The organism is Micromonospora sp. NPDC048999, from assembly GCF_040649295.1.
Taxonomy (GTDB): domain Bacteria; phylum Actinomycetota; class Actinomycetes; order Mycobacteriales; family Micromonosporaceae; genus Micromonospora.
This window is the reverse complement of record NZ_JBEZFI010000004.1, coordinates 13,812-39,067: the sequence shown is the minus strand read 5'-3', so window position 1 is coordinate 39,067 and position 25,256 is coordinate 13,812. Positions and strand designations below refer to the sequence as shown.

Below are 25,256 nucleotides of genomic sequence, written 5' to 3'. Positions count from 1 at the left end.
AGGAGACATAGTGGCGAGTCAGGGTCAGCGTTTCCGGCGTAAGGCGCTCCGCCGGGGATACAAGGTCGACGAGGTGGATGCCTTCCTGGACCGGGTGGAGGCGACCCTCGCCGGTCAGCCGGTCGGCGCGCCCGTGGCCTCCCAGGAGGTCCACGACGTTGTCTTCCGGGTCCGGTTCAACGGCTACGACGAGTGGCAGGTCGACCTGCACCTTGACCGGGTGGAACGGCAGCTGGCCGAGCTGGAGGAGCGGGGCGGCGCCCCGGGCGGGCGGGTCGGCGATCCTCGGATGGCCGAGCGGTCCGGCTCGCCGATGCGCGACGACCGCGGCCTCTCACCGGTGCCGCAGCCACCGATGCCGCCTCGGCAGATGCCCGTGCAGGCCGGTCCGCCCGCCGACCGCTACGGCAGCCGTTACGACGACCCGACCGCCGCTGGCCGCTATGACGAGCCCACCGCTGGCCGCTATGACGAGCCGACCGCCGGCCGCTATGACGAGCCCACCGCTGGCCGCTATGACGAACCGACCGGTGGCCGTTACGACGAGCCGACCGCCGGTGGCCGTTACGACGATCTGGCCGGTGGTCGCTACGACGGCCCTGCCGGTGGTCGCTACGAGGCCCCGGCCGCTGGCCGTTACGACGAGCCGACCGGGGCCTTCGCCGGCGGCTACGACGGCCCGCGCGGCGGGTACGACGCCCCCCGCGGCCCGGTCGGCCCCGGTCCGATGGGCGGTCCGGGTGCCCCGATCGGTGGCCCGGGTGCCCCGATGGGTCCGGGCGGTCCGATGGGGCCGGGTGGCCCGCCGTCCCGTGGCCTGCCCCCGGGGCCCGGCGGTTACGGCCCCGACGACCGGTTCGACGGCTTCGAGGCCGGCCGACGTGGCCGCCCCGACATGACGTCCGAGATCCGGATGCCCGAGCGTGACCCGCGCGGCCGTGGTCCGGCCGGCCCGCCATCCCTGCCCCAGCAACAGGGCTTCGGTGGGCCCCCGCCGATGGCCGGCCCACCCGTCGCGGGCCCACCCGTCGCGGGCCCGCCGATGGCCGGTCCGCCGATGGCCGGCCCGCCCGGCAGCGACCTCTACCGCGTGGACCAGATCCGCCGGGGCTTCCAGGTGCGCCGTTTTGGCAGCGGCTACGACCCGGACCAGGTCGACCGGTTCTTCGAGGACCTGCTCGGCGGTATGCAGGGGCGCGCCCCGATGCCGGTGAACCCGAAGGACCTGGACACCCTGCGCTTCGGGCTGGTGCCCGGCGGCTACTTCGAGGCCGAGGTCGACGCCGCGCTCAAGGACGTGCAGGACATCCTGCTCGGCCGCTGATCCGTTCCATGACGAGGGCCCGCCCCCGGCCGGGGGCGGGCCCTCGTGCGTACCGGTCGAGCGCGGGTCAGGACCGCAGTCCGTTGCGGCGCAGCACCGCGTCGCCGATCACGATGGCCAGCAGCAGCGCGGCGATCCCGACCAGCCAGATCTCCTCGACCCTGCCCTCGTGGTTGCCGCAGAACGCCATGAGGACCAGCGCCACCGCGGTGAGCACCGCGCCGATCCGTCCGGACCTACGGTGTCCGGGCTTGTGCTGATCTGGCGCGGTTACCGGCTCGCTTCCTGCCACTGTCGGTCCTTCCCTCACGATCGGATCTCCGGCTAGTCTGGCACGCCCTGTGCCGGGCCCGGTGCGGGGTCCGACCTGATCGGGTGCCCGGACTCGGGCGACGCCCGCGTACCCGGGCCGTTCGACCCGTTCGGCATGGGCCCGTGGGCACTACCGGCGTCGCGGGACGGCGATCACACTGCCTCCGGTAGCGTCTTGACGTACGCCTGATTGCCTTTCGAGGGAGACTGCGGTGCGAGTGACCGGTACGGGCCATGCCAGCATGCGGATCGACACGGCCGCGGGCAGCATCCTGTGCGACCCGTGGGTCAATCCCGCCTATTTCGCCTCCTGGTTCCCCTTTCCGGACAATTCCCAGCTCGACTGGGAGACCCTGGGCCAGGTCGACTACCTGTACGTGTCGCACCTGCACCGCGACCACTTCGACGCCAAGCATCTGCGCGACCACATTTCGAAGGACGCCACGGTCCTGCTGCCCGAGTTCCCCACCTCCGAGATGGAGGACGAGCTGCGGGAGTTGGGCTTCACCAAGTTCCTCAAGGCGCCGAACGAGCAGGTGGTGGAGCTGCCCGGCGGCCTCAAGATCATGATTCAGGCGCTGACCAGCCCGACCGACGGGCCGATCGGTGACTCCTCGCTCTGGGTGGAGTACGACGGCGTCCGGCTGCTCAACCAGAACGATGCCCGACCGACCGACCTGACCGTCTTCGCCGAGCTGGGCCACGTGCACGCGCACATGCTGCAGTTCTCCGGCGCGATCTGGTACCCGATGGTCTACGAGCTGCCGCAGTCGGCGAAGACCGCGTTCGGCAAGCAGAAGCGGGATCGGCAGTTCGACCGTACCTGGCGCTACATCGACGACCTGAAGGCCGACCACGTCTTTCCGATCGCCGGCCCGCCCTGCTTCCTCGACGACGCGTTGTGGCAGTTCAACGACATCTTCGGCGACGAGGGCAACATCTTCCCCGACCAGTCGGTCTTCCTCGAGGAGTACGCGAAGGTCGAGGGCACCAACGGCATCGTGCTGCTGCCGGGCAGCGTCACCGAGATCACCACCTCCGGCGCGACCACCACCCACCCGGTGCCGGTCGAGGAGTTCTTCGCCAACAAGGTGGCCCACCTGGAGGAGATGCGGGAGCGCAAGCGCCCGATCATCGAGGCGGAGAAGGCGTCCTGGCGGCACCCCGAGGTCGACATCCTGGGCGAGATGAAGCGCCGCATCGAGCCGCTGCTCGACGAGTCGATCTACCTGGCCAAGGGCGTCGGCGGTCCGGTCCGCTTCGACCTGGTGGGGTACGACGGAGAAAGCGTCGAATCCATCGTGGTGGACTTCCCCGGCAAGGAGGTCCGGCCGTACGCGGACGAGAAGGTGCGCTACCGGTTCCGGACCGAGCGGGCGCTGATCGAGCACCTGCTGCACATCGACGAGGTGGACTGGGTCAACTCGCTCTTCCTCTCCTGCCGCTTCTCCGCGGCCCGGATCGGCCAGTACAACGAGTTCGTCTACGCGTTTTTCAAGTGCCTGTCGGAGGAGCGCCTCCAGTACGCGGAGGGCTGGTACGACGAGCACGAGCGGGCGGTCGACGCGGAGGACATCACGCTCGACGGCTGGGTGGTGCAGCGGCGCTGCCCGCACTTGAAGGCGGACCTGAGCCGGTTCGGCATCGTCGAGGGCGACCAGCTCACCTGCCAGCTGCACGGCTGGAAGTTCGACCTGGCCAGCGGCCGTTGCCTCACCAGCGTCGGCCACAAGATCCGCGCCCACCGCGCCGACGCCGACACCCCCTGACGCCCTTCCAGCCCGTCGCCCCCGCCCCGGCTTTCCCGGCGCGGGGGCGCTCGGCCGCTTGGCCAAGAATTTAGTGGGAGAGGTCGGTGAGGATGCGGCGGGCGGCGTTGTGGCCGGCGGCGCCGATCACGCTGCCGGCCGGGTGGCAGCCGGCGCTGCCCGCGTAGACCCCGTCGACGCCGGTGGCGTAGGGCATCCGGTCGGTGAACGAGACGGTGTTGTCGACGTGGTGGATGTGCCCGCCGGTGATACCGAAGTGTGCCTCGATGCCGGGCGGGGGCAGCGGCACCGCGTCGGCGATCAGGTCACCGGTACCGGGGGCGTACCGCTCGCAGATGTCGATCAACCGGGAGACGTAGCCGGGCATCGCCTCGTCCCAGGTGGTGCCGGCGAGCGCGTACGGGACCGACTGCACGAACAGTGCCGACGAGTGGTGCCCGGCGTCGTCGGCCAGTGACGGGTCGACCGTGGTGTGCAGGTACCACTCGATGGTCGGCTCCTCCGGCAGCCGCCCGGCCTGCACGTCCGCCCACATCGCGCGCAGCGCGGCCATCGGCGACTCGCCACCGGCGCCGACCAGCGACGCCGAGCCGGGCAGCAGGTGGATGGTGGAGCCGAACGGGCTGGGCGCGTCGGCCGGCAGGCAGGAGAAGCGGGGCAGCCCGGTCAGCGCCAGGTTGAGCTTGAGCGTGCTGCCGGTGCGGCGGACCGCCGTCATCCGCTCGGCCAGCGCCGCCGGGAGCGCGCCGTCGGGCAGCAGCTCCATCAACCGGTACGGGTCGCACGCCCCGAGCACCACGGAGGCGCCCACCTCTCGCCCGTCGGCGAGCACGACGCCGGACGCCGCGCCGCCGTCGAGGGTGATCGCGGCGACTGGCGTACCGGTCAGGATGGTCGCTCCGGCGGCGCGGGCGGCGTCGGCGAAGGTCCGGGAGACGGTGCCCATACCACCCCGGGCGATCATCCAGGTGCCACCCGACCCGGGCAGGCGGCACATGTTGTGCACCAGGAAGTTGTGCCCGGTACCGGGGTCGTCCGGGCCGGCGTTGAGACCGGAGAGGCCGTCGGTGACTGCGTACATGCTGACCAGCAGTTCGGAGCGGAAGTCGAAGCGGGCCAGGTAGTCGGCGACCGAGCCACGTACCAGGTCGACGAAGACCTGCCGCAGGGCCGGCCGGACGTACCGTTCGGCGGTCTGCTCCACCGGCAGCGGCTCGGTCAGCCAGGCCGGCGCCAGGTCCTCGCGGAGCTGGGCCAGCTCGGCCTGAAGCGCGTCGTCCGCGGCCGCGTCGGCGGGGGAGAACATCTCCGCGAGCTGCCGCCGGCTCGCCGCGGCGTCGCTGCCGAAGAGCAGGTACGGCGCGCCGAGGCCGCCCGGCGTGGGCAGGAAGTAGTGCGGGTCGCGGCGCAGCACCGGGATGTCGACGTCGAGCGTGGCGAGCAGTTCCGGCGGCATCAGCCCGAGCAGGTAGGAGCCGGTGGAGTGGCGCAGGCCGGGCACCTTCGGGAACGGGCTCTCCGTCCGGGTGGCCCCGCCGATCACCTCGGCCGCCTCCAGCACCAGCACGTCGAGACCGGCGCGGGCCAGCAGGACCGCCGAGACCAGACCGTTGTGCCCGGAGCCGACCACGACGACGTCGGCGCGGGACGGCAACTCACTCACTCTGCTCATGTTCCGGCAGCCTAGTGGCGCGCGCCTCCTTCGGGGAGGGCGTCGCCGGGCTCGGCGGGACGGAGCTGGAGGAGCAGGCTGATCAATTCGGTCTCGAAGAGCGCCTCCGGCTCGTCGACCGCCCAGCCGAGGTGGCCGAAGACCTCCATGGCGACCAGGCCGTAGAGCCGGGTCCAGGCGGACAGAAAGGCGTACGCGACGTCGATCGGCAGCGGGCCCTGGTTGGTCGCCAGCGGGGCGAGGTGCCCGCCGAGCCGCTCCTGGAGCAGCTCGACCGGTGGGGTGGGCAGCCGGTGGCCCCGGGTGAGTGCCACGAACGGGGCCAGGAAGACCGCGCCGAGGCGCGCCCCTGGGTGGTCGGGGTCGACGCAGTGGTCGGCGAACTCGATCACCCCCGGCACCGGGTTGCCGAAGATCAGAGTGAACTCGGCGGGGTGGCCGACCGCCCAGCGCCGCAGCGCCCGGCACATCTCGAGGAGTTGGCCGGCCGGCTCCGGTCCGGTCGCGTCCCGGGCCGCCTCGACCTCCTGCCGCAATTCGTCGTAGAGGTCGCCGGCCAGCCCGGCGACCAGTGCCTCCAGGCTGGGGAAGTATCGGTAGATCGCGGGGGCGGTCATGCCCATGTCCCGGGCGATCGCCCGGAGCGAGACCGCCTCGATCCCGCCGGTCACGAGCAGCCGCCGCGCCCCGCCCTTGATTTCGGAGAGGGTCGCCGTACGCAGGCGTTCCCGCCGGGTGGGTGCGGTCATCCTCAGCCCCCTTGACCGGAGCGAACAGCGTTGCCATAGTTAACGCCGTTCACTTAGCTTATCCATGGTTACCAGATACGACCTTAACGGTCGGCGAGGGGGAGTGGCGATGTTCGCCTGGTGGGGGCGGGTGGTCGTACGCGCCCGGTGGGCGGTGCTGGCCGCCGCCGTGGCGCTCGTGGTGATCGGGTCGACCTGGGGCGCCGGGGTCTTCGGCGAGCTGACCGGGGGTGGCTTTCAGGACCCGGCCAGCGAATCGGCCCGGACCGCCGAGCGGATCACCGCCGAACTGGGCCGGCAGGGCGCCGACGTGATCGTGCTCTGGTCCAGCGACACCACGACGGTCGACCGGCCGGCCTTCCGCGACCCGGTCGACGCCACCGTCGCCGGGCTGCGCGCGCGGCCCGAGGTGACCAGCGTGACCACCTGGTACGACAGCCCGGCCCCGGCGCTGGTCGCCACCGACCGCCGAGCCACCTACGCGCTCATCCGGCTCGCCGGCGCGGACGAGAATGCGCGGGCCGGGCAGTTCGAGGCGCTCCGCCCGGCGCTGAACGCCCCGGGACTGCGGACCGAGGTCGGCGGCGCGGTCGCCTTCCAGCACTACGCCAACACCCAGACCAGGACGGACATCACCCGGGCCGAGACGCTTTCCATGCCGGTGCTGCTGGTGCTCCTCGTGCTGATCTTCGGCGGGCTGGTCGCCGCCACCGCCCCGCTGCTCATCGGCGGGCTGGCCATCCTCGGCGCCTTCGTCGCCGTACGCGTGGTCAACCTCTTCACCGACGTGTCGGTCTTCGCGATCAACATCATCACGCTGGTCGGCCTGGGCATGGCCGTCGACTACGCGCTCTTCGTGGTCAGCCGGTTCCGGGAGGAGCTCGCCGCCGGGCACGAAACCGCCGAGGCGATCCGTCGCACCATGGCCACCGCCGGGCGGACCGTGCTGGTCTCCGGGCTGACCGTGGCCCTTGCCCTGGCCAGCCTGATGATCTTTCCGCAGGCGTTCCTCCGCTCGATGGGCCTCGGTGGCGTCGCCGCCGTCCTGGTCGCCATGCTGGCCGCGCTGACCGTGCTGCCGGCCCTGCTGGCGGTGCTTGGCCACCGCATCGACGCGGTGCGCGTACCCCTGCCGTGGCGGCGTGGGACGCGGCGTGCCGGGCCGGCGGCGGCCGGCGGGGGCGGCGCCTGGGCCCGGATCGCCCGCAGCGTGATGCGCCGCCCGGTGCGTTACCTGGTCGGGGTCGCGGCACTGCTCGGCGTGCTGGCCACCCCGTTCCTGCACGTCACCTTCGGCGGTTTCGACGAGCGGGTGCTGCCGGCGGACGCCGCGCCCCGGGTGGTCACCGAACGGATCGCCGCCGAGTTCCCCGGCGGCCAGGTCGCCCCGATCGACGTGCTGGTCTCCGGGGCGTCGGCCGAGGCGGCGCGCGGGTTCGCCGACCGCGTCGCGGCGGTGCCCGGGGTGACCGGGGTACGGGTCGCCGCCGAGCACGGGGAGACCACGCTGCTGTCGGTGAGCTACCCCGGCGAGCCGACCGGCGACGTCGCCCAGCGGGCGGTCCGCGAGCTGCGCGCGCTGCCCGGGCCGGCCGGGGCGCAGGTGCTGGTCGGCGGGCGGCCCGCCGCCGACCGGGACCTGCTGGACAGCCTCGCCGACCGGCTGCCGTGGATGGGGCTGCTGATGGCCGGCGCCACCCTGCTGCTGCTCTTCCTCGCCTTCGGCTCGGTGGTGCTGCCGGTCAAGGCGGTGCTGATGAACCTGGTGTCGATCGGCGCGTCGTTCGGTGTGGTGGTCTGGGTCTTCCAGGACGGCCACCTGGCCGGGCTGCTCGGTTTCACCTCGACCGGCTTCATCGAGCCGAGCAACCCGATCCTCATGCTCGCGGTGCTCTTCGGGCTGGCCACCGACTACGAGGTGTTTCTGCTCTCCCGGGTCCGCGAGGAGTGGGACCGTGCCGGCGACAACACCGCCGCGGTGGCCGTCGGCCTGCAGCGCACCGGGCGGATCATTACCGCTGCGGCGCTGCTGCTGATCATCGTGGTGGCCGGCTTCACCACCGGCGGCATGACCTACATCAAGCTCATCGGGGTCGGCATGATCGTGGCGATCGTGGTCGACGCGACGCTGGTCCGGGCACTGCTGGTGCCGGCGACCATGCGCCTGCTCGGTCGCTGGAACTGGTGGGCCCCCGGCCCGCTGGCCCGCCTCTACCGCCGCTACGGCATTCACGAGACGGCTGAGCCGGGGCCTGCGCTCGCCCTCAACGGCACGTACCATCCGGCACCATGACCATCGCCTCGACCGACCGCCTGCTGGTTCGCGACTGGACCGACGACCCCACCGACCTGGCCCGCGTCTTCGACATCTACTCGCGGGACGAGGTGATGCGCTGGCTCGGCGGCGGATCCGGGCTGCTGACCGATCCGGCGCAGGCGGCGGAACGGGTCCAGGCCTGGCGGAACCGGTTCGCCCCGTACGCCGGCCGGTACGGCCTCTGGGCGATCGAGCCGCGTGACGCCGGCCATGCGGTGGGCAGCGTCCTGCTCAAGCCGCTGCCGGGCCGGGACGGCGCGACGCCCACCGACGACATCGAGGTCGGCTGGCATCTGCACCCCGACTCGCAGGGCCACGGCTACGCCACCGAGGCGGCCCGGGCCGTGGTCGAGCGCGAGTTCGCCGCCGGCACGTCGCAGGTCTACGCGGTCGTGATGGCGGGCAACGAGCCGTCGATGGCGGTGGCCCGGCGGCTCGGCATGACCCACGTGGGCGTCCGCACCGACTGGTACGGCGGCGAGGAGTTGGAGACCTTCGTCCTGCGCGCCTGACGGAGTCACGCGGTGGTGTCGGCGGGGAGCCGATAGCAGACGGAGTTCGCACAGAGGATCCTCCGGTGCGGCAGTACCACCCGTCCGGTGGTCGCCCGGGGTGGCCCCGCTCAGCCCGTTCGTCCTCCGAAACGTGCGGATGGGAAGTTGCATGTGCAACTCTCGGCAACATGGCCAACCTCGACACCGCCCTGAAGGACGCGATGACCATCGACGGCGCGATCGGCGCCGCGCTCGTCGACTACACCAGCGGCATGACCCTCGGTGTGGCCGGCGGTACCCCGGAGATCGATCTGACCGTCGCCGCAGCCGGCAACACCGACGTGGTACGCGCCAAGATGCGCACCATCGAGATGCTGCAGCTGAACGACGAGATCGAGGACATTCTGATCACCCTCGGCAACCAGTACCACATCATCCGGCCGCTCAGCGGCCACACCGGCAAGGGCCTGTTCCTCTACCTGATGCTCAGCAAGAGCCGGTCGAACCTGGCACTCGCCCGGCACCAGCTCCGCGCCATCGAGGAGCACCTGGAACTGTGAACGCCAGCGGTACCTTTCTGCCTCGCCGTACCGCGCAACGGCCTGACCTGCCGCCGCCGACGAAGCTTCCGCCCTCGCTGGCCGGCAACCCGTCGTTGCCGTACGCGGCGATCGGCACCGAGCTGGCCGAGCTGCGTCTACAGATCCCCGGGGTACGGGGCAGCGTCCTCGGCGGCGTGGACGGCCTGCGGATCGCCCACGACGTGCCGGACGAGTTGAATCCCGACGACTTGGCCGCGATGGCGGCGACAACCTTCGGCCTGGGCCGGCAGGTCAGCCTCCGTCTCGGTCAGGGCGAGTTCTGCCAGTCCACGGTCCGCAACCAGGCCGGCTACTTCGCCGTGTACGCGGTGGGCGCCGAAGCCCTGCTCGCCGTGGTGGGCACGGACGCGATCAACGTGGCCCGGCTGCACCTGCACGCACCACCGGTGGCGGAGCGCCTCGCCCACCTGCTCGCCCGGGCCTGACCAGCCGGACAGCGAAGACTGAGGCTCCCAGCGAGCGTCCAGCCGGTCTGAGGAAGAATGTCCGGGTGACATCTCTCCGAGATCTCGTCCTGCTCGGCTCGACCGGCTCGATCGGTACCCAGGCCATCGACATCGTGCGGCGCAACCCGGACCGGTTCCGGGTGGTCGCGCTGGGTGCCGGCGGCGGCAACGTGGAGTTGCTCGCCGCCCAGGCCCTCGAACTCGGTGTCGAGGTGGTCGGTGTGGCCAAGGCCTCCGCCGCCCAGGATCTCCAGCTCGCCTTCTACACCGAGGCGAGCCGGCGCGGCTGGGCCACCGGCGACTTCAAGTTGCCCAAGATCGTGGCTGGGCCGGACGCCATGACCGAGCTGGCCGGGTGGCCGTGCGACGTGGTGCTCAACGGGGTGGTCGGCTCGCTCGGGCTGGCGCCGACCCTGGCCGCGCTGCGCGCCGGGCGTACCCTCGCCCTGGCGAACAAGGAGTCCCTCGTAGCCGGCGGCCCGCTGGTCAAGGCCGCGCTGCAACGGCCGGGGCAGATCGTTCCCGTCGACTCTGAGCACTCGGCGCTCGCGCAGTGCCTGCGCGGCGGCACTCGGGGTGAGGTACGCCGCCTCGTGGTGACCGCCAGCGGCGGCCCGTTCCGGGGCCGGCGGCGGGACGAGTTGACCGAGGTCACGCCGGAGCAGGCCCTGGCTCACCCCACCTGGAACATGGGCCCGGTGGTCACGATCAACTCCGCCACCATGGTCAACAAGGCCCTGGAGGTGATCGAGGCGCACGAGCTGTTCGACGTGCCGTACGCCGACATCGAGGTGATGGTCCACCCGCAGTCGGTGATCCATTCGATGGTCGAGTTCGCCGACGGCTCCACCCTGGCCCAGGCCAGCCCGCCGGACATGCGGCTGCCCATCGCGCTGGGCCTCGGCTGGCCGGACCGGGTGCCCGAGGCCGCCGCCGCGGTGGACTGGACGAAGGCGCACACCTGGGAGTTCTTCCCGCTCGACGACGCCGCCTTCCCGGCGGTCGCCCTGGCCAAGGCGGCCGGGGAGGCCGGGCGTTGCCGGCCGGCCATCTACAACGCGGCGAACGAGGAGTGCGTGGCCGCGTTCGTCGCCGGGCGGCTGCCGTTCCTCGGCATCGTCGACACCCTCCGGCGTGTGCTGGACGGCGCTCCCGAATTCGACGAACCAGGTACCGTCGAGGACGTGCTCGCCGCCGAATCGTGGGCACGGGCGCACGCCCAGGAGATCATCGTCGGGTCGGTGGAAGGAGCTTGATGGCAAACCTGCTCGGGATGGTGCTCTTCGCCCTGGCGATCCTCATCTCGGTGAGCCTGCACGAGGCGGGGCACCTGCTCACCGCCAAGGCCTTCGGGATGAAGGTCACCCGCTACTTCGTCGGCTTCGGCCCGACGCTGTGGTCGTTCAGGCGGGGGGAGACCGAGTACGGCCTCAAGGGCATCCCACTCGGCGGCTTCTGCAAGATCGTCGGAATGACCCCGCAGGACGACGACGTCGAGCCGGCCGACCAGCACCGCGCGATGTGGCGGTACCCGGTCTGGAAGCGGACGATCGTGATGTCCGCCGGCTCGATCACCCATTTCGGCCTCGCCCTGATCGCGATCTGGCTCGCCGCGATGTTCATGGGCCTGCCGAACAAGGCTCTTGAGGGGCCGGTGGCGGCGTACGTCAAGGTGACGAGCTGCGTGGTGCCGTCGGAGGACCAGCGGGAATGCCAGGCGGGCGACCCGGTCAGCCCGGCCAAGCTGGCCGGGCTGCGCGACGACGACCAGATTTTGGCAATCAACGGGACCGCGGTCGCCACCAACATGGACCTGATCAAGCAGATCCGGGCCCTGCCGCCGGGCCCGGCCACGATCCGGTACGAGCGCGATGGCGTGTCCGGTGAGGTTCACGCGGACCTCGCGCCGGTGCAGCGCAGGCCGCTGGACAATCCCAAGGGCGACCCGACCACCGTGTCGGCGCTCGGCGTCGAGATCATGCCGCTGCCCCCGGGCGTCCCGATGATCGTCAAGCACGGCCCGGTCGACGCGATCGGTGCGACCACCGACTACACCGGCAAGCTCGCCGTCGGCACGTACGAGTCGATGAAGCGGATCCCGCAGAAGGTGCCGGCCCTGTGGACCGCGATCACCGGCGGGGAGCGGGCGGTCGACACCCCGATCAGCGTCGTCGGCGCCACCCGGCTCGGCGGTGAGGCGGTGCAGCACAACGCCTGGGAGTTGTTCGTCAGCCTCTTCATCGGCCTGAACTTCTTCATCGGGGTGTTCAACCTGCTGCCGCTGCTGCCGCTCGACGGCGGGCACATCGCGATCTCCTGGTTCGAGCGGGTGCGCTCCTGGATCTACGCGCGCCTGCGCCGCCCCGACCCGGGCCGCGTCGACTACCTCAAGCTCATGCCCATCACGTACGCGGTGATCCTGATCGGTGGCGCGTTCACGCTGCTGACCGTCACCGCGGACGTCGTCAACCCGATCACGCTCTTCTCAAGGTGAGTGCCTGAAGTGACCGCTGTCAGTCTCGGGATGCCTCCCGTACCGCCGCCGCCGCTCGCCCCGCGCCGGGCCAGCCGCCAGATCATGGTCGGCTCAGTGCCGGTCGGTGGGGGTGCGCCGGTCTCGGTGCAGTCGATGACCACCACGTTGACCGCCGACATCAACGCGACGCTCCAGCAGATCGCCGAGCTGACCGCGTCCGGCTGCCAGATCGTCCGGGTCGCCGTGCCGTCCCAGGACGACGTGGAGGCGCTGCCGGCGATCGCGAAGAAGTCGCAGATCCCGGTGATCGCCGACATCCACTTCCAGCCGAAGTACGTCTTCGCCGCGATCGACGCCGGCTGTGCGGCGGTCCGGGTGAACCCGGGCAACATCCGGCAGTTCGACGACAAGGTCAAGGAGATCGCCAAGGCCGCCGGTGACGCGGGCGTGCCGATCCGGATCGGCGTCAACGCCGGTTCGCTGGACAAGCGGCTGCTGGCCAAGTACGGCAAGGCGACCGCCGAGGCGCTGGTCGAGTCGGCGCTCTGGGAGTGCTCGCTGTTCGAGGAGCACGGCTTCCGGGACATCAAGATCTCGGTCAAGCACAACGACCCGGTGGTGATGATCCGCGCGTACCGGCAGCTCGCCGAGAAGTGCGACTACCCGCTGCACCTGGGCGTGACCGAGGCCGGGCCGGCGTTCCAGGGCACCATCAAGTCGGCGGTCGCCTTCGGCGCGCTGCTGGCCGAGGGCATCGGCGACACCATCCGGGTCTCGCTCTCCGCCCCGCCGGTGGAGGAGATCAAGGTCGGCAACCAGATCCTGGAGTCGCTGGGCCTGCGGGAGCGGGGCCTGGAGATCGTCTCCTGCCCGTCCTGCGGCCGGGCCCAGGTCGACGTCTACAAGCTGGCCGAGGAGGTCACCGCCGGTCTGGAGGGGCTGCCGGTGCCGCTGCGCGTCGCCGTCATGGGCTGCGTGGTGAACGGCCCCGGCGAGGCCCGCGAGGCGGACCTCGGCGTCGCCTCCGGCAACGGCAAGGGCCAGATCTTCGTCAAGGGCCAGGTCATCAAGACCGTGCCCGAGGGGCAGATCGTGGAGACGCTGATCGAGGAGGCGCTGCGCCTCGCCGACGAGATGGGCGCCGAGATCCCCGAGGATCTTCGAGACCTGGTCCCCGGCCCCACCGTCACCGTGCACTGACCGCCGAACCGCCGACGACGTGCGGCCGTCCCCGCCGGGGGCGGCCGCACGCGTCGTCTAGGCCCGCACCGGCCGGGGGACGGTGGCGAACTCGGAGAGGGTGAACCACCGGGGCAGGGCCCGGCGGAGCGCCTCCGGCCCGACCACCTCCACCGCACCGGTGCGCAGCGCCTCGGGCCAGCCCAGGTCACCCAGCCAGACCTGCACCAGGGCGCGCAGGCTCGCGGTCACCGTCACGGACACCTCGTGCCCCGGGTCCACGTCGCAGACGTCGGCCTCCCCGGTGGCGATGACCAGCCACCAGGCCCGCAGGTCCGCGGGCACGTCCCGGAAGCGGAAGTGCACGACGGTACGTCCCGCCGGCACGGCACCGTGGTCGACGTGGCGGTGCATGTCCCACAGCAGCAGCTTCGGGTCCAGGTCGGCGTCACCCAGCTCACCGATCCATCGGACCCCCCACGCGCCGAGTGCCTCGAGCACCGGCCGCAGCTCCCGTCCCGCCTGGGTCGGGACGTACCGCACGTCGGCGCCGTCAACGCGCCGCTCCACGACGCCGGCCCGGACGAGCTGGTGCAGCCGCCGGGACAGCAGGGTGGGTGACATCCGGGGCAGGCCCCGGCGCAGCTCGTTGAACCGCTCGGACCCGCTCACCAGCTCCCGGACGACGAGCAGCGTCCAGCGCTCGTCGAGCAGTTCCATGGCCTTCGCGACGGGGCAGAACTGGTGGTAGGAGGCCCCCATAACCGGCACGCTACGCCGGACCCGGCGGCCGAGCCAGGAACCTGTCGGGACCGGTACAGATCTCGTACTAGGTCGCCGGTTTCCCGCTGCCTACCGTCCGTTTGGAGAGGACGAGGCAGAGGAGCAGTCATGATCGAATCGATGGAGCGGGACCGGGCCGTGAAGGCCGGGCACCGGCAGATGTGGGCGCTCGGCAGCTACGCCGCGGTTGCTGCGGAGGTCATTCCCGAGCTGGGGGCGACCCTGGTGCAGGCGGCCGGCGTCGGCCCCGGCGACCGGGTGTTGGACGTGGCTGCCGGCACCGGCAACGCGGCCATCCCGGCGGCCCTGGCCGGGGCCAGCGTGGTGGCCAGCGACCTGACCCCGGAGCTGCTGGAGATCGGGCGGGCGCTAGCCGTTGAGCGCGGCGCCCAGCTGGAATGGCAACAGGCCGACGCCGAGGCGCTCCCGTACGCCGACGGGGAGTTCGACCGGGTCCTGTCCTGCGTGGGCGTGATGTTCGCGCCTCGGCACCAGGCCGGCGCCGACGAACTGGTCCGGGTGTGCCGGCCGGGCGGCACGATCGGCCTGGTCAACTGGACGCCCGAGGGGTTCATCGGGCAGATGTTCGCCACCATGAAGCCGTACGCCCCACCGCCACCGCCGGGCGCGCAGCCCCCGCCGCTGTGGGGGAGCGAGGACCACGTCCGGGCGCTGCTCGGGGACCGGGTCGCCGATGTCATCACCCGCCGGCAGGCGGTCACGGTGGACCGGTTCGCCAGCCCGGAGGAGTTCCGCGACTTCTTCAAGGCCCACTACGGACCGACGATCGCGGTGTACCGGGCGATCGCCGGCGACCCCGAGCGGGTCGCCGCCCTGGATCAGGACCTCGCCGACCTGGCGCGGAGGCACATCGAGGCCGGGGCGATGCGATGGGAGTATCTGCTCGTCACGGTGCGCCGGCGCGGCTGACCACGCGCCGGCGCCTGGCAGGGCGGCCGCTCCGGGCCACCCTGCCGGGGCGCACAGGGCACTTGTTCACTCGGATTCGGCGAGGATGGCGTACAGCTTGCGGCGGGTTTCGTCGAGCACCTGGGCGGCGCGTTCCCGCTGGTCGTCGGTGCCGGTCATCATCACCTGGCGCAGCGCGTGCATCGCCTGGGCGCCAGCGTCGCGGATGTCGTGCCAGCTGTTGACGGTCGTCTCGGCGAACTCCGCCCAGGGCGGCGTCTGCGCCGCCGTGGCCGCCTCGTCACGCCCCCGCTCGGTGAGGGCGAACCGCTTCCGTCCGCCGTCGGATTCCGGGGCGGCGGCGATGACGCCCTCGTCCTCCAGCAGTTGCAGGGTCGGGTAGATCGAGCCGGGGCTGGGTCGCCAGGCCCCGCCGGTCCGGGAGTCGATCTCCTGGATCATCTCGTAGCCGTGCATCGGCCGCTCGGTGAGCAGGGCCAGCACGGCACCGCGCACGTTGGGTCGGCGGCCCCGTCCGCGGCCCCGTCCGCCACGGCCGTGCCCGTGGCCGTGGCCGTGCGGGCCGGGCGGGAACGGCCACGGGCCGGGCGGTACGGGCGGGAAGCCGAAGCCGCGCATCCGCTTCTCGTGCAGTCGTTGATGGAAACCCATCAGGCTCTCCTTCGGTCTGCCTATCGTTGATGCTTCGACGATATATCGGCAATGCATCGCCGACAACACAAATTACTGGACGGGCTGCAAACCGTACGTACGTCTTGCTAAGGTGTCCCGCGTGCGTCTGCTCCCCGAACCGGGTCCCGCCCGGACTCTCGCCCTCTCCACCCTGGTCAACACGATCGGCCGGGGCACCTGGCTGACCGTCAGCGCGCTCTTCCTGACCCGATCGGTGGGGCTGACCGTGGCCCAGGTAGGCGTCGGCCTCACCGTGACCGCGCTGGTGAGCCTCGTGGCCAGCACCCCGATGGGCTACCTCGCCGACCGGTACGGCCCACGCGGGATGCAGCTCGCCGCGCTGCTCGCCTCGGCCGCCTTCACCGCCGCCCTGATGGCCGTCCGGTCGTTCCCGGCGTTCCTCGCGGTCGGCGTGCTGATGGCCGTCGCCGACGCGGTCACCCGGGGGGCCCGGGGCGCCCTGATCGCCGGGGCGGTCCCGCCCGACCAGCGGGTCCGGACCCGGGCCTGGCTGCGCGCGGTCACCAACGTGGGGATCTCCGTCGGGGCGGTGGCCGCCGGCTTCGGCATCGCCGCGGACACCCGGCCGGCGTACGTGACGCTGATCGTGCTCGACGCGGTGACCTACCTGGCCGCCGCGGCGATCCTGCTCCGGCTGCCCGCGCTGCCGCCGGTGCCGGCGCCGGCGCACGGCCCGCGCCTGATTGCGCTACGGGACCGCCCGTTTCTCGCCTTCACCGTGCTGGACGGGCTGATGTCCATGCACTTCGGGCTGGTCAACATCGCCCTGCCGCTCTGGATCGCCGGCCACACCACCGCGCCGCGCTGGCTCGTCTCGGGCTGCATGCTGGTCAACACGGTGATGGTCGTGCTCTTCCAGGTCCGCGCCGCGCGGGGCACCGAGGAACTGACCGGTGCCGCCCGGGCCGCCCGACGGGCCGGCGCGGTGATCGCGGCCGCCTGCGTGCTCTTCGCGGCCAGCGGCGGGGTGCCCACCCCGGTCGCCGTCGCGCTGCTGCTGGCCGGGGCGCTGGTGCACGTGGTCGGCGAGTTGTGGCACGCGGCGGCCGGCTGGGGCATCTCGTTCGGGCTCGCCCCCGCACACGCCCAAGGCCAGTACCAGGGCGCGTACGGGATGGGCATGCAGCTCGGTTCCATGGTGGCGCCGGTGGTGGTGACCACCCTGGCGGTCGGCTGGGGCGTACCCGGCTGGCTGCTGCTCGGTGTCCTGTTCCTCCTGCTCGGGGCGCTGGTGCCGCCGGTGGTGGCCTGGGCGGGACGGACCCGGCCGGCCGAGGCGGCCGCCGAGCCGGCCCCGGTCGGCTGAGTCGCCGCTCGGCGACGCGGCCCGCGTTCCGGCCGAGGTCCCAAGGTCGGCCCGCGCGCCACGGGGTGGATCTGGCAGGCTGATAGTCGTGCTCACCGTGCCCGTACGCCAACTGGGGGAGTCGGAGCGCCGCGCGGTCGAACGGCTGCTCGACCTCGACCCCTTCGGCGGGGCGCAGGTCGCGGAGCGGGTGGCCGCCCGTGGGCTGGCCTGGTGGCGGGCCGAGGGCCGGATCCTGGGCTACGGCGCCCGGCGCAGCCTGGAGTCGATCTGCTGGCTGGGCGGCAACCTGACTCCGGTCCTCGCCTCGGAGCCGGCGGTGGCCGCCTTCGCCGACCTGCTGAGCACCGAGGAACGGCTCTGCTCCTCGATCGTCGGGCGGGCCGACGCGGTGCTCGGGCTCTGGGACCGCCTGTCCGCCTACTGGGGGCCGGCCCGGGACGTACGCCCCAACCAACCGCTGCTGGCCACGGACGCCCTGCCCACCGTGGCGGCCGACCCGGAGGTCCGCCGGGTGCGCGGTGGTGAGGTCGATCGGCTCTTCCCGGCGGCGGTGGCGATGTACACCGAGGAGGTCGGGGTCTCGCCGTTGGCCGAGGACGGCGGGCGCGGCTACCGGCGGCGGGTGGCCGAGTTGGTCCGCGCCGGCCGGGCCTACGCCCGGTTCGCCGACGGCAAGGTGATCTTCAAGGCCGAGTTGGCCGTGGTGACCCGGCGGACCGCCCAGGTGCAGGGGGTCTGGGTGGCGCCCGAGTGGCGGGGGCGGGGGATCGCCACCGCGGCGATGGCGGCGGTGGTGCGCGACGCACTGGTCCGGGTCGCGCCGACGGTCAGCCTCTACGTCAACGACTTCAACCTGCCCGCCCGGCGGGTCTACGCGCGCTGCGGCTTCCGCCCGGTCGGCACCCTCGCCACCGTCCTTTTCTGAGCCGGCCAGCCGGCGGCATGGCGAGGATCACGCCGCCCCGAATTGCGTCGAACCGGACAGCCGTCGTTATGCTGGGCATGTTTTTGAACTGACCAGTCAGTATAGACTTTGGGGCGGACGATGAAGATCGTCGAAGCCAGCGGGCTGGGGCTGCGTACCCGCCGCGGCTGGGTCTACCGGAACGTCGACCTCACCGCCGAGGCGGGAGAACTGCACGCGGTCACCGGGCCGCCCGGCAGCGGACGTACCTCGCTGCTGCTCACCCTGGCCGGGCGCTTCCCGCACAACGAGGGGGAGCTGCGCCGCCGGGGCCCGGCCGCGCTCGGGCAGGTCGCCGGAGTGCACGAACCCGACCCGACGCTGACCGTGGCCGAGCACATCCAGGAGCGGCTGCTGCTGCTCGGGCCGGTGCCACGCCGCCGCCTGCAGCTCGTCCCGGTCGCCGCCGTACGGGCGCGACGGGCGTACCGCCGGGACGCCTTCGCCGCCGCGATCGCCGGCGCCGGCTTCACCGACGCCCCGCTCGACCCCGCCCGGTACGGGCGCGACCTCACCCCCGTCGAGCGGCAGCTGCTCGGTCTCGTGCTGGCCAGCCTGAGCGGCCCGAGCCTGATCGTCGCCGACGACGTGGACGCGGGGTCCGACGGGCCCGAGCGGGAGCGGATCTGGGCCGCCCTGGCCCGCCTCGCCGACCAGGGGTACGCGGTGATCGCCAGCGCCCGCGCGGTCGAGCCGGGTGCGCCCGCCACCGCCGTCCACCTGGCGTCTCCAACCGACGAGGTGACCGTATGAGTGTCCTTCGACTCGCACTGGTCGAGCTGCGCCGGATGACCCGGGGCCGACTGCCGCGCGCGGCGCTCGCTGTGCTCACCGTCGTCCCGCTGCTCTACGGTGCCCTCTACCTCTATGCGTTCTGGGACCCGTACGGGAAGCTCGACCGGATCCCGGTCGCCCTGGTCAACGGCGACCGTCCGGCGAAGGCCGGCGACGGCACCGAGGTGCACGCCGGCCGGGATCTGACCGACGAGCTGCTCAACCGCAGGGTCTTCGGCTGGACGGTGACCGACCAGGCCGACGCCACCGAAGGGCTGCGCGATGGCCGTTACCACCTGGTGTTCGCCATCCCGGCGGACTTCTCCGCCACCCTGGCCAGCAGCCCGGAACCGGACCAGCCGGCCCGCCGGGGCGAGCTGAAGCTGGTCAACGACGACGCCACCAACTACCTCTCCGGGCTGCTGGCCCGCTCCGCGTTCGGTGAGATCCGGGCCGCCGCCGCGCAGAGCACCGCCGCCTCGTACTTCGACCGGATGCTGGTCGGCTTCACCGACGCCAAGGCCGAGACCGGCCGGGCCGCCGACGGGGCCGGGCAGCTGCACGAGGGGCTCGGCGTCTCGCAGCAGGGCGCCGGCAAGCTCGCCGACGGGTTGGACGGCGCCGAGGACGGCGCCGGGCAGCTCGCAAGCGGCCTCAACCAGTCCGCCCAGGGCGCGGCCGAGCTGGCCGGCGGCCTCGACCAGCTCTACACCGGCGCGGCCCAGCTCGCCGACGGCGCCAGCCGGGCGGCCACCGAAACCCGGGCGGCCGCTGCCCAGGTGGACGCCGCCGCCGACCGGTACGAGGCGCTGCTGCGGCGCAACGCCGCCGACATCCAGCGGGCCGCCACCGCCGTCGCCGAGGGCGCGCAGGCGCTCGCCGACGGGGTCGACGCGCTGCCGGCCCGGGCGGACGAGGTGGTGACCCGGGCGGACCAGGTCCGCGACCGCCTCGACGCGGTCGTGCGGGCGCACCCCGAGCTGGCCGACGACCCGAACCTGGTCGCCGCCCGGCAGGCCGCCGACCGGGCGGTCACCGCGGCTCGGACCATGGTGTCCACGCTCGACCGGACCGACCTGGCCGCGCTCAAGCGGCAGATGACCGAGGTCGCGCAGACCGCCGGGGAGGTCGCCGCCGCCGCGCCGCACCTGGCCGATGACATCGCCGCTGCCCGAGCCAAGGTCGACCAGCTCGCCAGCGGGCTCACCACCCTCGCCCAGGGCAGCGCCCGGCTCCGCGACGGGCTCGGCGACGCCACCGACGGCGCCGACCAGCTCCGCAGCGGGCTCTACCGGCTCGCCACCGGCGCCCGCCAGCTCGACGGCGGCCTGACCCAGCTCAGCAGCGGCGGCAACCGGCTCGTCGAGGGGCTGACCAAGCTGGAGAGCGGCGCCGGCGAACTGGCCGACGGGCTCGCCGCCGGGGAGCGGAAGCTGCCCGGCTACCACGACGCGGACAGCCGCTCCGGCATCCTCGGCGACCCGGTCGACCTGATCCGCACCGCGCACCATCCGGCCGGCTCCTACGGGGTGGGCTTCGCCCCGTACTTCCTGTCCCTCGCCCTCTGGGTCGGCGCGATGATCACGTACCTGCTGCTGCGGCCGGTCAACCGGCGGCACGTGATGTCCGGCGCGCCCGGCTGGCGGGTGGTGCTCGCGGGCTGGCTGCCCGCCGCGGCGATCGGCCTGGCCCAAGCCGGGGTGCTCTATACCGTGGTGACCCTGGTGCTCGGCCTCGACCCGCGGCACGGGCCGGCGACGCTGGGCCTGCTCGCGCTGACCTCGCTGGCGTTCACCGCGATCGTGCAGCTGCTCGGCGTGGCGCTCGGCCCGGCCGGCCGGCTCGTCGCGCTGGCGCTGCTGATGCTCCAGCTCACCTCCTCCGGCGGCACCTATCCGGTGCAGACCTCGCCCGGCTTCTTCGAGGCGATCCACCCCTGGCTGCCGATGACGTACGCGGTGGCCGGCCTGCGGCACACCATCAACGGTGGCCCCGCCGCGACGGTGGTCACCGGGGCGCTGGTGCTGCTCGCCTTCGGGACGGGCGCGGTGCTGCTCACCGTCGGCGCCGCGCGGCGGTCCCGCCGGCTCACCCCGGCCAAGCTGCACCCCGAGCTGGCCATGTGAGGATGCTGACGGGCCGCCCCGGCGGCCGACACCGGACCGGGCGACGGGGAGGACGCGTGACGGACGGACGATCTCGGCGGCGGGAGGACACCCGTCAGCGGCTCTTCGTGGCGGCGGTCGAGCTGATCGCCGAACGCGGCTTCTCCGCCACCACCGTGGACGACATCGCCGCCCGGGCCGGGGTGGCGAAGGGGACCGTCTACTACAACTTCGAGTCCAAGACGGTCCTCTTCGAGGAGCTGCTGCGACACGGCATCGGCCTGCTCACCGCCGAATTCCGGGCCGCCGTCGCCGGGCTGCCACCCCGCGAGGCGCTCGCCGCGCTGGTCCGCGCCGAACTGGAGTACATCCGCCGCTACCGGGCGTTCGCCCAGCTCCTGCTCTCCGAGATGTGGCGGACCAACCGCGAGTGGCAGCAGACCCTGCGGCTGCTGCGCGGCGAGGCCATCGAGGTGATCGCGGAAACCGTGCGGGCCGGCGTGGCCAGCGGCGACCTCCCCGCCGACCTGGACGTGCGTACGGCCAGCTCGGCGCTGTTCGGCGTGGGGCTGGTGGTGGCCGTGGACTGGCTGGTCTTCCAGCCGGACCGGCCGATCGAGGAGGTGCAGGAAGCCCTGCTGGGCATCGTCCGCCGGGTCGCCCAGACGTAAATGGTTTGAGCTGTCGCGGCCGGACCGGAAGGCTGGGGGTACCGCCCCCATGCCGACCCGAGTCCGGAGGACCTTCCATGCGCCTGCTCCGCGATCTCTGGGCCACCGCGCCGCGTCGGATGGTGGTCGTAGTCCTGCTCATCCTGCTCGCCGCTGGCGGCCAGGCAGCCGCCTCGGCGCTGGCCGGCCCGGTGCTGGTGCACCGGTCGAGCGGCTGGTTCACCGCCCTGGCCGTGGCGCTGGTCGTGGCCGTGGTCAGCGACCTGATCATCGGGCTGCTGATGGCCGGCCTCACCGCCGACTGGTCCGCCGACGTACGCCGCCGGCTGTGTCGGGTGGCGCTCGGCCAGGACCTGCCCACCCTGGAGACCACCCCGGTCGGCGAGCTGCTCGACCGGATCGACAACGACGTCTACCAGGTCGCCGCCGAAATGCGAAACACCGGCGTACGGCTGGCCCAGGGGCTCGCCGTCTGCCTGCTCGCCACGCTCAGCGCGCTGTTCGTCTGGTGGCCGGCCGGCGTCGGGATGGTCGTGTTGACCCTGCTGCTCGGCGTGCTGCTGCGGAAACCCACCGCCCAGATCGCCCCGGCCCGGATGGCCGAGGAGGAGGCCTGGTCCGACCTGGCCGCCGTGATGGAGGAGGCGGTGCACGGCCAGGACGACGTGCGGACCAGCCTGGCCCGGCCGTACGTGCTGCGGCTGTACGCGCGGCGGGCCGCCGAGGTGATCTCCCGGGGCGGCCGGGTGTTCCGGATGTCCGCCCGGGTCAGCGCCGTCGCCGCCGGCGGTATCCGGACCGGCATCGCCGCCGTGGTCCTCGCCGGGGCGTGGGCGCTGCACACCGGCCGGGTGGACGGCGCCCGGCTCACCGCGATCTGGCTGCTCGCCCTCGCCTTCGGCGCGACCGTCGAGCACATCGCCCGCTGGGTGCCGCACCTGCAGTACGCGCTCGGCGCCTGGGCCAGGGTGCAGCTGCTCTCCGCCGCCGGGCAGGAACCCGCCGGCGGGGTCGCCCCGGTCGACGGTGACCTCACCGTCCGCGGGCTCACCTTCCGCTACCCCGCCGCCGGGGACGACCGGGGGCCGGCGCTGCGCGACGTCCGGCTCACCTTCGCCCGGGGCCGGTCGTACGCCCTGGTCGGGCGGACCGGGTCGGGCAAGTCGACGCTGGCCAAGGTGCTCACCCGGGCCGTGGACGTGCCGCGCGGCAGCGTCTTCCTCGGCGACACCGACCTGGTCGACCTGGACGTCGAGGCGCTGCGCCGATGGATCGCGGTGGTGCCCCAGCGTACGGAGATCCTCGCCGGCACCCTGGCCGAGAACGTCGCGCTCTTCGACCCCGCCCTGCTCGACGACGCCACCCGGGCACTGGAGGAGCTGGGCCTGGCCGGCTGGATCACCGAGCTGCCCGACGGGGTGCACACGAAGCTGGGCGAGGGCGGGCACGTGCTCTCCGCCGGGCAGGAGCAGCTCGTGGCGTTCGCCCGGATCCTGGTCCGGGACCCGCACGTGGTGATCCTCGACGAGGCCACCGCCCGGCTCGACCCGGTCACCGAGACCCGGGTACGCCAGGCCACCGAGCGGCTGCTCACCGACCGGATCGGCATCGTCATCGCGCACCGGCTCTCCTCGGTGCGCCGCAGCGACGAGGTCGTGGTGATGGCCGACGGCGCGGTGCTGGAGGCCGGCCCGCTGCGCGAGTCGGCCCGCTTCGCCGAGCTGCTCGCCACCAGCAACGCCAGCGCGTACGCCGGGGTCGGTGGCCGGCACGGCGGGGTGGAGCTGCTAAACGGGCCGGGCGACGACGGGTGGTCCGACGAGCCGGCGGAACCGGCCGCGCCGGTCGCCGTCCCACGCCAGGTCGCCGTGCCGCGCACCGACCCGCCGCCGGCACCCGCCGCGCCGCCCGCGCGGACCCTGCGGGAGATCTTCCGGCTGGGCATCAACGACCCACGGTACGGCCTGATCTCCGTCGGGCTGTTCGTCGTGATGACGCTGCTCGGGCTGGACGGCTCGGTGCTGCCGTGGCTCTGGGCCGAGGTGATCAGCGGCGGCGACCCGTGGCTGCCGGCGCTCGGCATCGTCGCCGCGTTGCTGGTCGTGCTGCCGCTGCCGTACCTGACCAACCTCTGGTTCCCGCAGTGGTGGATCCGGCAGATGCTGCGGATCAGCCTGCGTCTGGTGCACGGGCAGACCGGAGCCCGCCGGGTCAGCCGGCACACCCCCGCCGAGGTGGTGGCCCAGGGCGGCGACACCGATCGGGTGGTGCAGCTCGCCGACAACCTGATGGACCAGTTCATCTCGCTGGCCATCCTGATCACCATGACCCTGGTGACCGGCAGCTTCGTACCGGCGTTGTTCTTCCTCGGCACCATGGTGCTCTCGGGGCTGGCGGCCACGCTGTTCGCGCCCCGCCTGGAGCGCAGCGCCAGGGGCACCGTCAAGGCCCGGGCCGCTTTCGCCACCGCGCTGGTCTCCTCGCTCTCCTCCGCCCGTACGGTGAAGCTCGCCGGCGCCACCCGGCCGGTGCTGGACCACCTCGCGGCGCTGGACACCGTCCGCAGCGACCGGCAGCGGCGGGAGATCGCCATGCAGGTGTGGGCGCGGTCCACCCCGTCCATGGCCAGCGGGCTGCTGCCGATCGGGGCGTGGGCGCTCTACCTCGCCGGCGGGCTCTCCGCCGGGGCCACCCTGGTGGCGGTCTCCACACTCGCCGCGGCCCGCTGGTTCGCCTGGACCACCGCGTCCCTGGTCTCGCAGTACCCGTCGGCCCGGGTGTGGACCCGGCGGACCGTGGCGATGACCGGCGTCGCCACCTACTCGGCGGAGGTGCCGGGGGTGGACCTGGCCGTGGGGACCGCCCCGGCGCCGGAAGCGCCGCCCCGGCACCCGCTGCGCCGGCTGGAGCTGACCGGGTTCGGCGCGCTGCACTCCGACGGCATCCTCGCCGTACGCGATGTCGACCTCACAATCGAGCGCGGGCAGTTGGTGCTGGTGGTCGGGCCGGTCGGCTCGGGCAAGTCGTCGCTGCTGCGGGCCCTCGCCGGGATCGTCCACCACACCGGCACGCTGCGCTGGAACGGCGAGCCGATCACCGAGCCGGAGTTGTTCCTCCGCCCCAACCAGGTCGGGTACGTCGGGCAGCTGCCCCGGGTGCTCTCCGGCACGGTGGCCGACAACATCGCGCTCGGGCACCAGGTGGACGCCGCCGGCGCGGTGTCGACCGCTCAGCTCGACCATGACCTGGCAGCCGCGGGAGGCGGGCTCGGGTTGCTCATCGGGCACAAGGGCACCCGGCTCTCCGGCGGGCAGCTTCAGCGGTTGGCGCTGGCCCGGGCGTTGGCGCCGCGTACCGAGCTGCTGGTCGCCGACGACGTGTCGTCCGCGCTGGACGTCACCACCGAGCTGGCGCTCTGGGCGGCGTTGCGCGAGCACGGGGTGACGGTGGTCGGGTCCACCTCCAAGCGCGCCGCCCTGGTCCGCGCCGACCACGTGGTGGTCCTGGTCGACGGCGCCGTGGCCGCCCAGGGCCCCTGGCACACCCTGGAACCCACCTGGACCCACCTAGCCGGCTAACCCCGCCACCCCCGCCCCCACCCTGGTGATCATGAAGTTAGCGGCGCTCGGCGTCCGATTTGTCGCCGCTAACTTCATGATCAACCCGGCGGGGTCGGGGTGGGGTGGG

21 protein-coding genes are annotated in these 25,256 nt (G+C 72.9%); 16 read left to right on the top strand and 5 right to left on the bottom strand.

All coding sequences use genetic code 11. From position 1 onward, the window contains the following. Nucleotides 1-10 precede the first annotated feature (10 nt). Nucleotides 11-1,324, top strand: coding sequence for a DivIVA domain-containing protein (locus AB0C02_RS08080; RefSeq protein WP_357542455.1), 1,314 nt, complete (start codon nt 11-13; stop codon nt 1,322-1,324). Nucleotides 1,325-1,391: 67 nt separating this feature from the next. On the opposite strand, the gene AB0C02_RS08075 is transcribed toward AB0C02_RS08080, so the two are convergent. Beyond that, nucleotides 1,392-1,616 (bottom strand): DUF2631 domain-containing protein, encoded by a 225-nt coding sequence (locus AB0C02_RS08075; protein WP_357542453.1) that lies wholly within the window; start codon nt 1,614-1,616, stop codon nt 1,392-1,394. Between the two features lie 232 nt (nt 1,617-1,848). Here AB0C02_RS08075 and AB0C02_RS08070 point away from each other — a divergent pair, with 232 nt between their 5' ends. Further along, nucleotides 1,849-3,405, top strand: a complete 1,557-nt coding sequence (locus tag AB0C02_RS08070; RefSeq protein ID WP_357542451.1) for a Rieske 2Fe-2S domain-containing protein — start codon at nt 1,849-1,851, stop codon at nt 3,403-3,405. A gap of 70 nt (nt 3,406-3,475) precedes the next feature. Here AB0C02_RS08070 and AB0C02_RS08065 read toward each other — a convergent pair whose 3' ends face one another. Together AB0C02_RS08065 and AB0C02_RS08060 are read right to left on the bottom strand one after the other, a co-directional pair. Further along, a complete protein-coding gene (locus tag AB0C02_RS08065; RefSeq protein WP_357542449.1) occupies nt 3,476-5,077 on the bottom strand; it encodes an NAD(P)/FAD-dependent oxidoreductase in 1,602 nt (533 codons plus the stop codon). An 11-nt stretch (nt 5,078-5,088) separates the two neighbouring features. After that, complete coding sequence (locus AB0C02_RS08060) at nt 5,089-5,826, bottom strand: TetR/AcrR family transcriptional regulator (protein WP_357542447.1); 738 nt, start codon at nt 5,824-5,826, stop codon at nt 5,089-5,091. A gap of 109 nt (nt 5,827-5,935) precedes the next feature. Here AB0C02_RS08060 and AB0C02_RS08055 point away from each other — a divergent pair, with 109 nt between their 5' ends. The 7 genes from AB0C02_RS08055 (at nt 5,936) to ispG (ending at nt 13,361) form a co-directional block, all read left to right on the top strand. Further along, on the top strand, nt 5,936-8,119 hold the full coding sequence (locus tag AB0C02_RS08055) for an MMPL family transporter (RefSeq protein ID WP_357542445.1): 2,184 nt from the start codon (nt 5,936-5,938) through the stop codon (nt 8,117-8,119). Further along, nucleotides 8,116-8,655, top strand: coding sequence for a GNAT family N-acetyltransferase (locus tag AB0C02_RS08050; RefSeq protein WP_357542443.1), 540 nt, complete (start codon nt 8,116-8,118; stop codon nt 8,653-8,655). The genes AB0C02_RS08055 and AB0C02_RS08050 overlap by 4 nt, the downstream gene beginning before the upstream one ends. 170 nt (nt 8,656-8,825) lie before the next feature. Further along, entirely contained in the window at nt 8,826-9,197 is a 372-nt protein-coding gene (locus AB0C02_RS08045; protein WP_357542442.1) for a hypothetical protein, read from the top strand. After that, complete coding sequence (locus tag AB0C02_RS08040) at nt 9,194-9,664, top strand: roadblock/LC7 domain-containing protein (protein WP_357542440.1); 471 nt, start codon at nt 9,194-9,196, stop codon at nt 9,662-9,664. The genes AB0C02_RS08045 and AB0C02_RS08040 overlap by 4 nt, the downstream gene beginning before the upstream one ends. A gap of 65 nt (nt 9,665-9,729) precedes the next feature. Beyond that, a complete protein-coding gene (gene dxr, locus AB0C02_RS08035) occupies nt 9,730-10,941 on the top strand; it encodes a 1-deoxy-D-xylulose-5-phosphate reductoisomerase (RefSeq protein WP_357542438.1) in 1,212 nt (403 codons plus the stop codon). Further along, the gene (locus AB0C02_RS08030; RefSeq protein ID WP_357542436.1) at nt 10,941-12,179 is read left to right on the top strand and encodes a site-2 protease family protein; all 1,239 of its coding nucleotides are present in this window, start codon (nt 10,941-10,943) and stop codon (nt 12,177-12,179) included. Before dxr ends, AB0C02_RS08030 begins: the two co-directional genes overlap by 1 nt. 9 nt (nt 12,180-12,188) lie before the next feature. Further along, nucleotides 12,189-13,361, top strand: a complete 1,173-nt coding sequence (gene ispG, locus AB0C02_RS08025; protein ID WP_357542434.1) for a flavodoxin-dependent (E)-4-hydroxy-3-methylbut-2-enyl-diphosphate synthase — start codon at nt 12,189-12,191, stop codon at nt 13,359-13,361. 57 nt (nt 13,362-13,418) lie between these two features. On the opposite strand, the gene AB0C02_RS08020 is transcribed toward ispG, so the two are convergent. Next, nucleotides 13,419-14,102 (bottom strand): helix-turn-helix domain-containing protein, encoded by a 684-nt coding sequence (locus AB0C02_RS08020; RefSeq protein WP_357542432.1) that lies wholly within the window; start codon nt 14,100-14,102, stop codon nt 13,419-13,421. A gap of 129 nt (nt 14,103-14,231) precedes the next feature. Here AB0C02_RS08020 and AB0C02_RS08015 point away from each other — a divergent pair, with 129 nt between their 5' ends. Continuing rightward, a complete protein-coding gene (locus AB0C02_RS08015) occupies nt 14,232-15,053 on the top strand; it encodes a methyltransferase domain-containing protein (RefSeq protein WP_357542430.1) in 822 nt (273 codons plus the stop codon). 66 nt (nt 15,054-15,119) lie between these two features. Here AB0C02_RS08015 and AB0C02_RS08010 read toward each other — a convergent pair whose 3' ends face one another. Continuing rightward, nucleotides 15,120-15,704, bottom strand: a complete 585-nt coding sequence (locus AB0C02_RS08010) for a PadR family transcriptional regulator (RefSeq protein WP_357542428.1) — start codon at nt 15,702-15,704, stop codon at nt 15,120-15,122. Between the two features lie 121 nt (nt 15,705-15,825). Between AB0C02_RS08010 and AB0C02_RS08005 the strand changes: the two genes are divergently transcribed. From AB0C02_RS08005 to AB0C02_RS07980, 6 genes are all read left to right on the top strand, one after another. Continuing rightward, on the top strand, nt 15,826-17,052 hold the full coding sequence (locus AB0C02_RS08005; RefSeq protein WP_357542426.1) for an MFS transporter: 1,227 nt from the start codon (nt 15,826-15,828) through the stop codon (nt 17,050-17,052). Between the two features lie 88 nt (nt 17,053-17,140). Continuing rightward, on the top strand, nt 17,141-17,980 hold the full coding sequence (locus tag AB0C02_RS08000) for a GNAT family N-acetyltransferase (protein ID WP_357542424.1): 840 nt from the start codon (nt 17,141-17,143) through the stop codon (nt 17,978-17,980). Nucleotides 17,981-18,100: 120 nt separating this feature from the next. Next, a complete protein-coding gene (locus AB0C02_RS07995; RefSeq protein WP_357542422.1) occupies nt 18,101-18,772 on the top strand; it encodes an ABC transporter ATP-binding protein in 672 nt (223 codons plus the stop codon). Then, nucleotides 18,769-20,919, top strand: coding sequence for a YhgE/Pip domain-containing protein (locus AB0C02_RS07990; RefSeq protein WP_357542420.1), 2,151 nt, complete (start codon nt 18,769-18,771; stop codon nt 20,917-20,919). The genes AB0C02_RS07995 and AB0C02_RS07990 overlap by 4 nt, the downstream gene beginning before the upstream one ends. Before the next feature lie 56 nt (nt 20,920-20,975). Then, a complete protein-coding gene (locus AB0C02_RS07985) occupies nt 20,976-21,569 on the top strand; it encodes a TetR family transcriptional regulator (RefSeq protein WP_357542418.1) in 594 nt (197 codons plus the stop codon). Nucleotides 21,570-21,646: 77 nt separating this feature from the next. Beyond that, nucleotides 21,647-25,147 carry an ABC transporter ATP-binding protein gene (locus AB0C02_RS07980; RefSeq protein WP_357542416.1) on the top strand — a complete coding sequence of 1,167 codons (3,501 nt, stop codon included), beginning with the start codon at nt 21,647-21,649 and terminating at the stop codon, nt 25,145-25,147. Nucleotides 25,148-25,256: the final 109 nt, after the last annotated feature.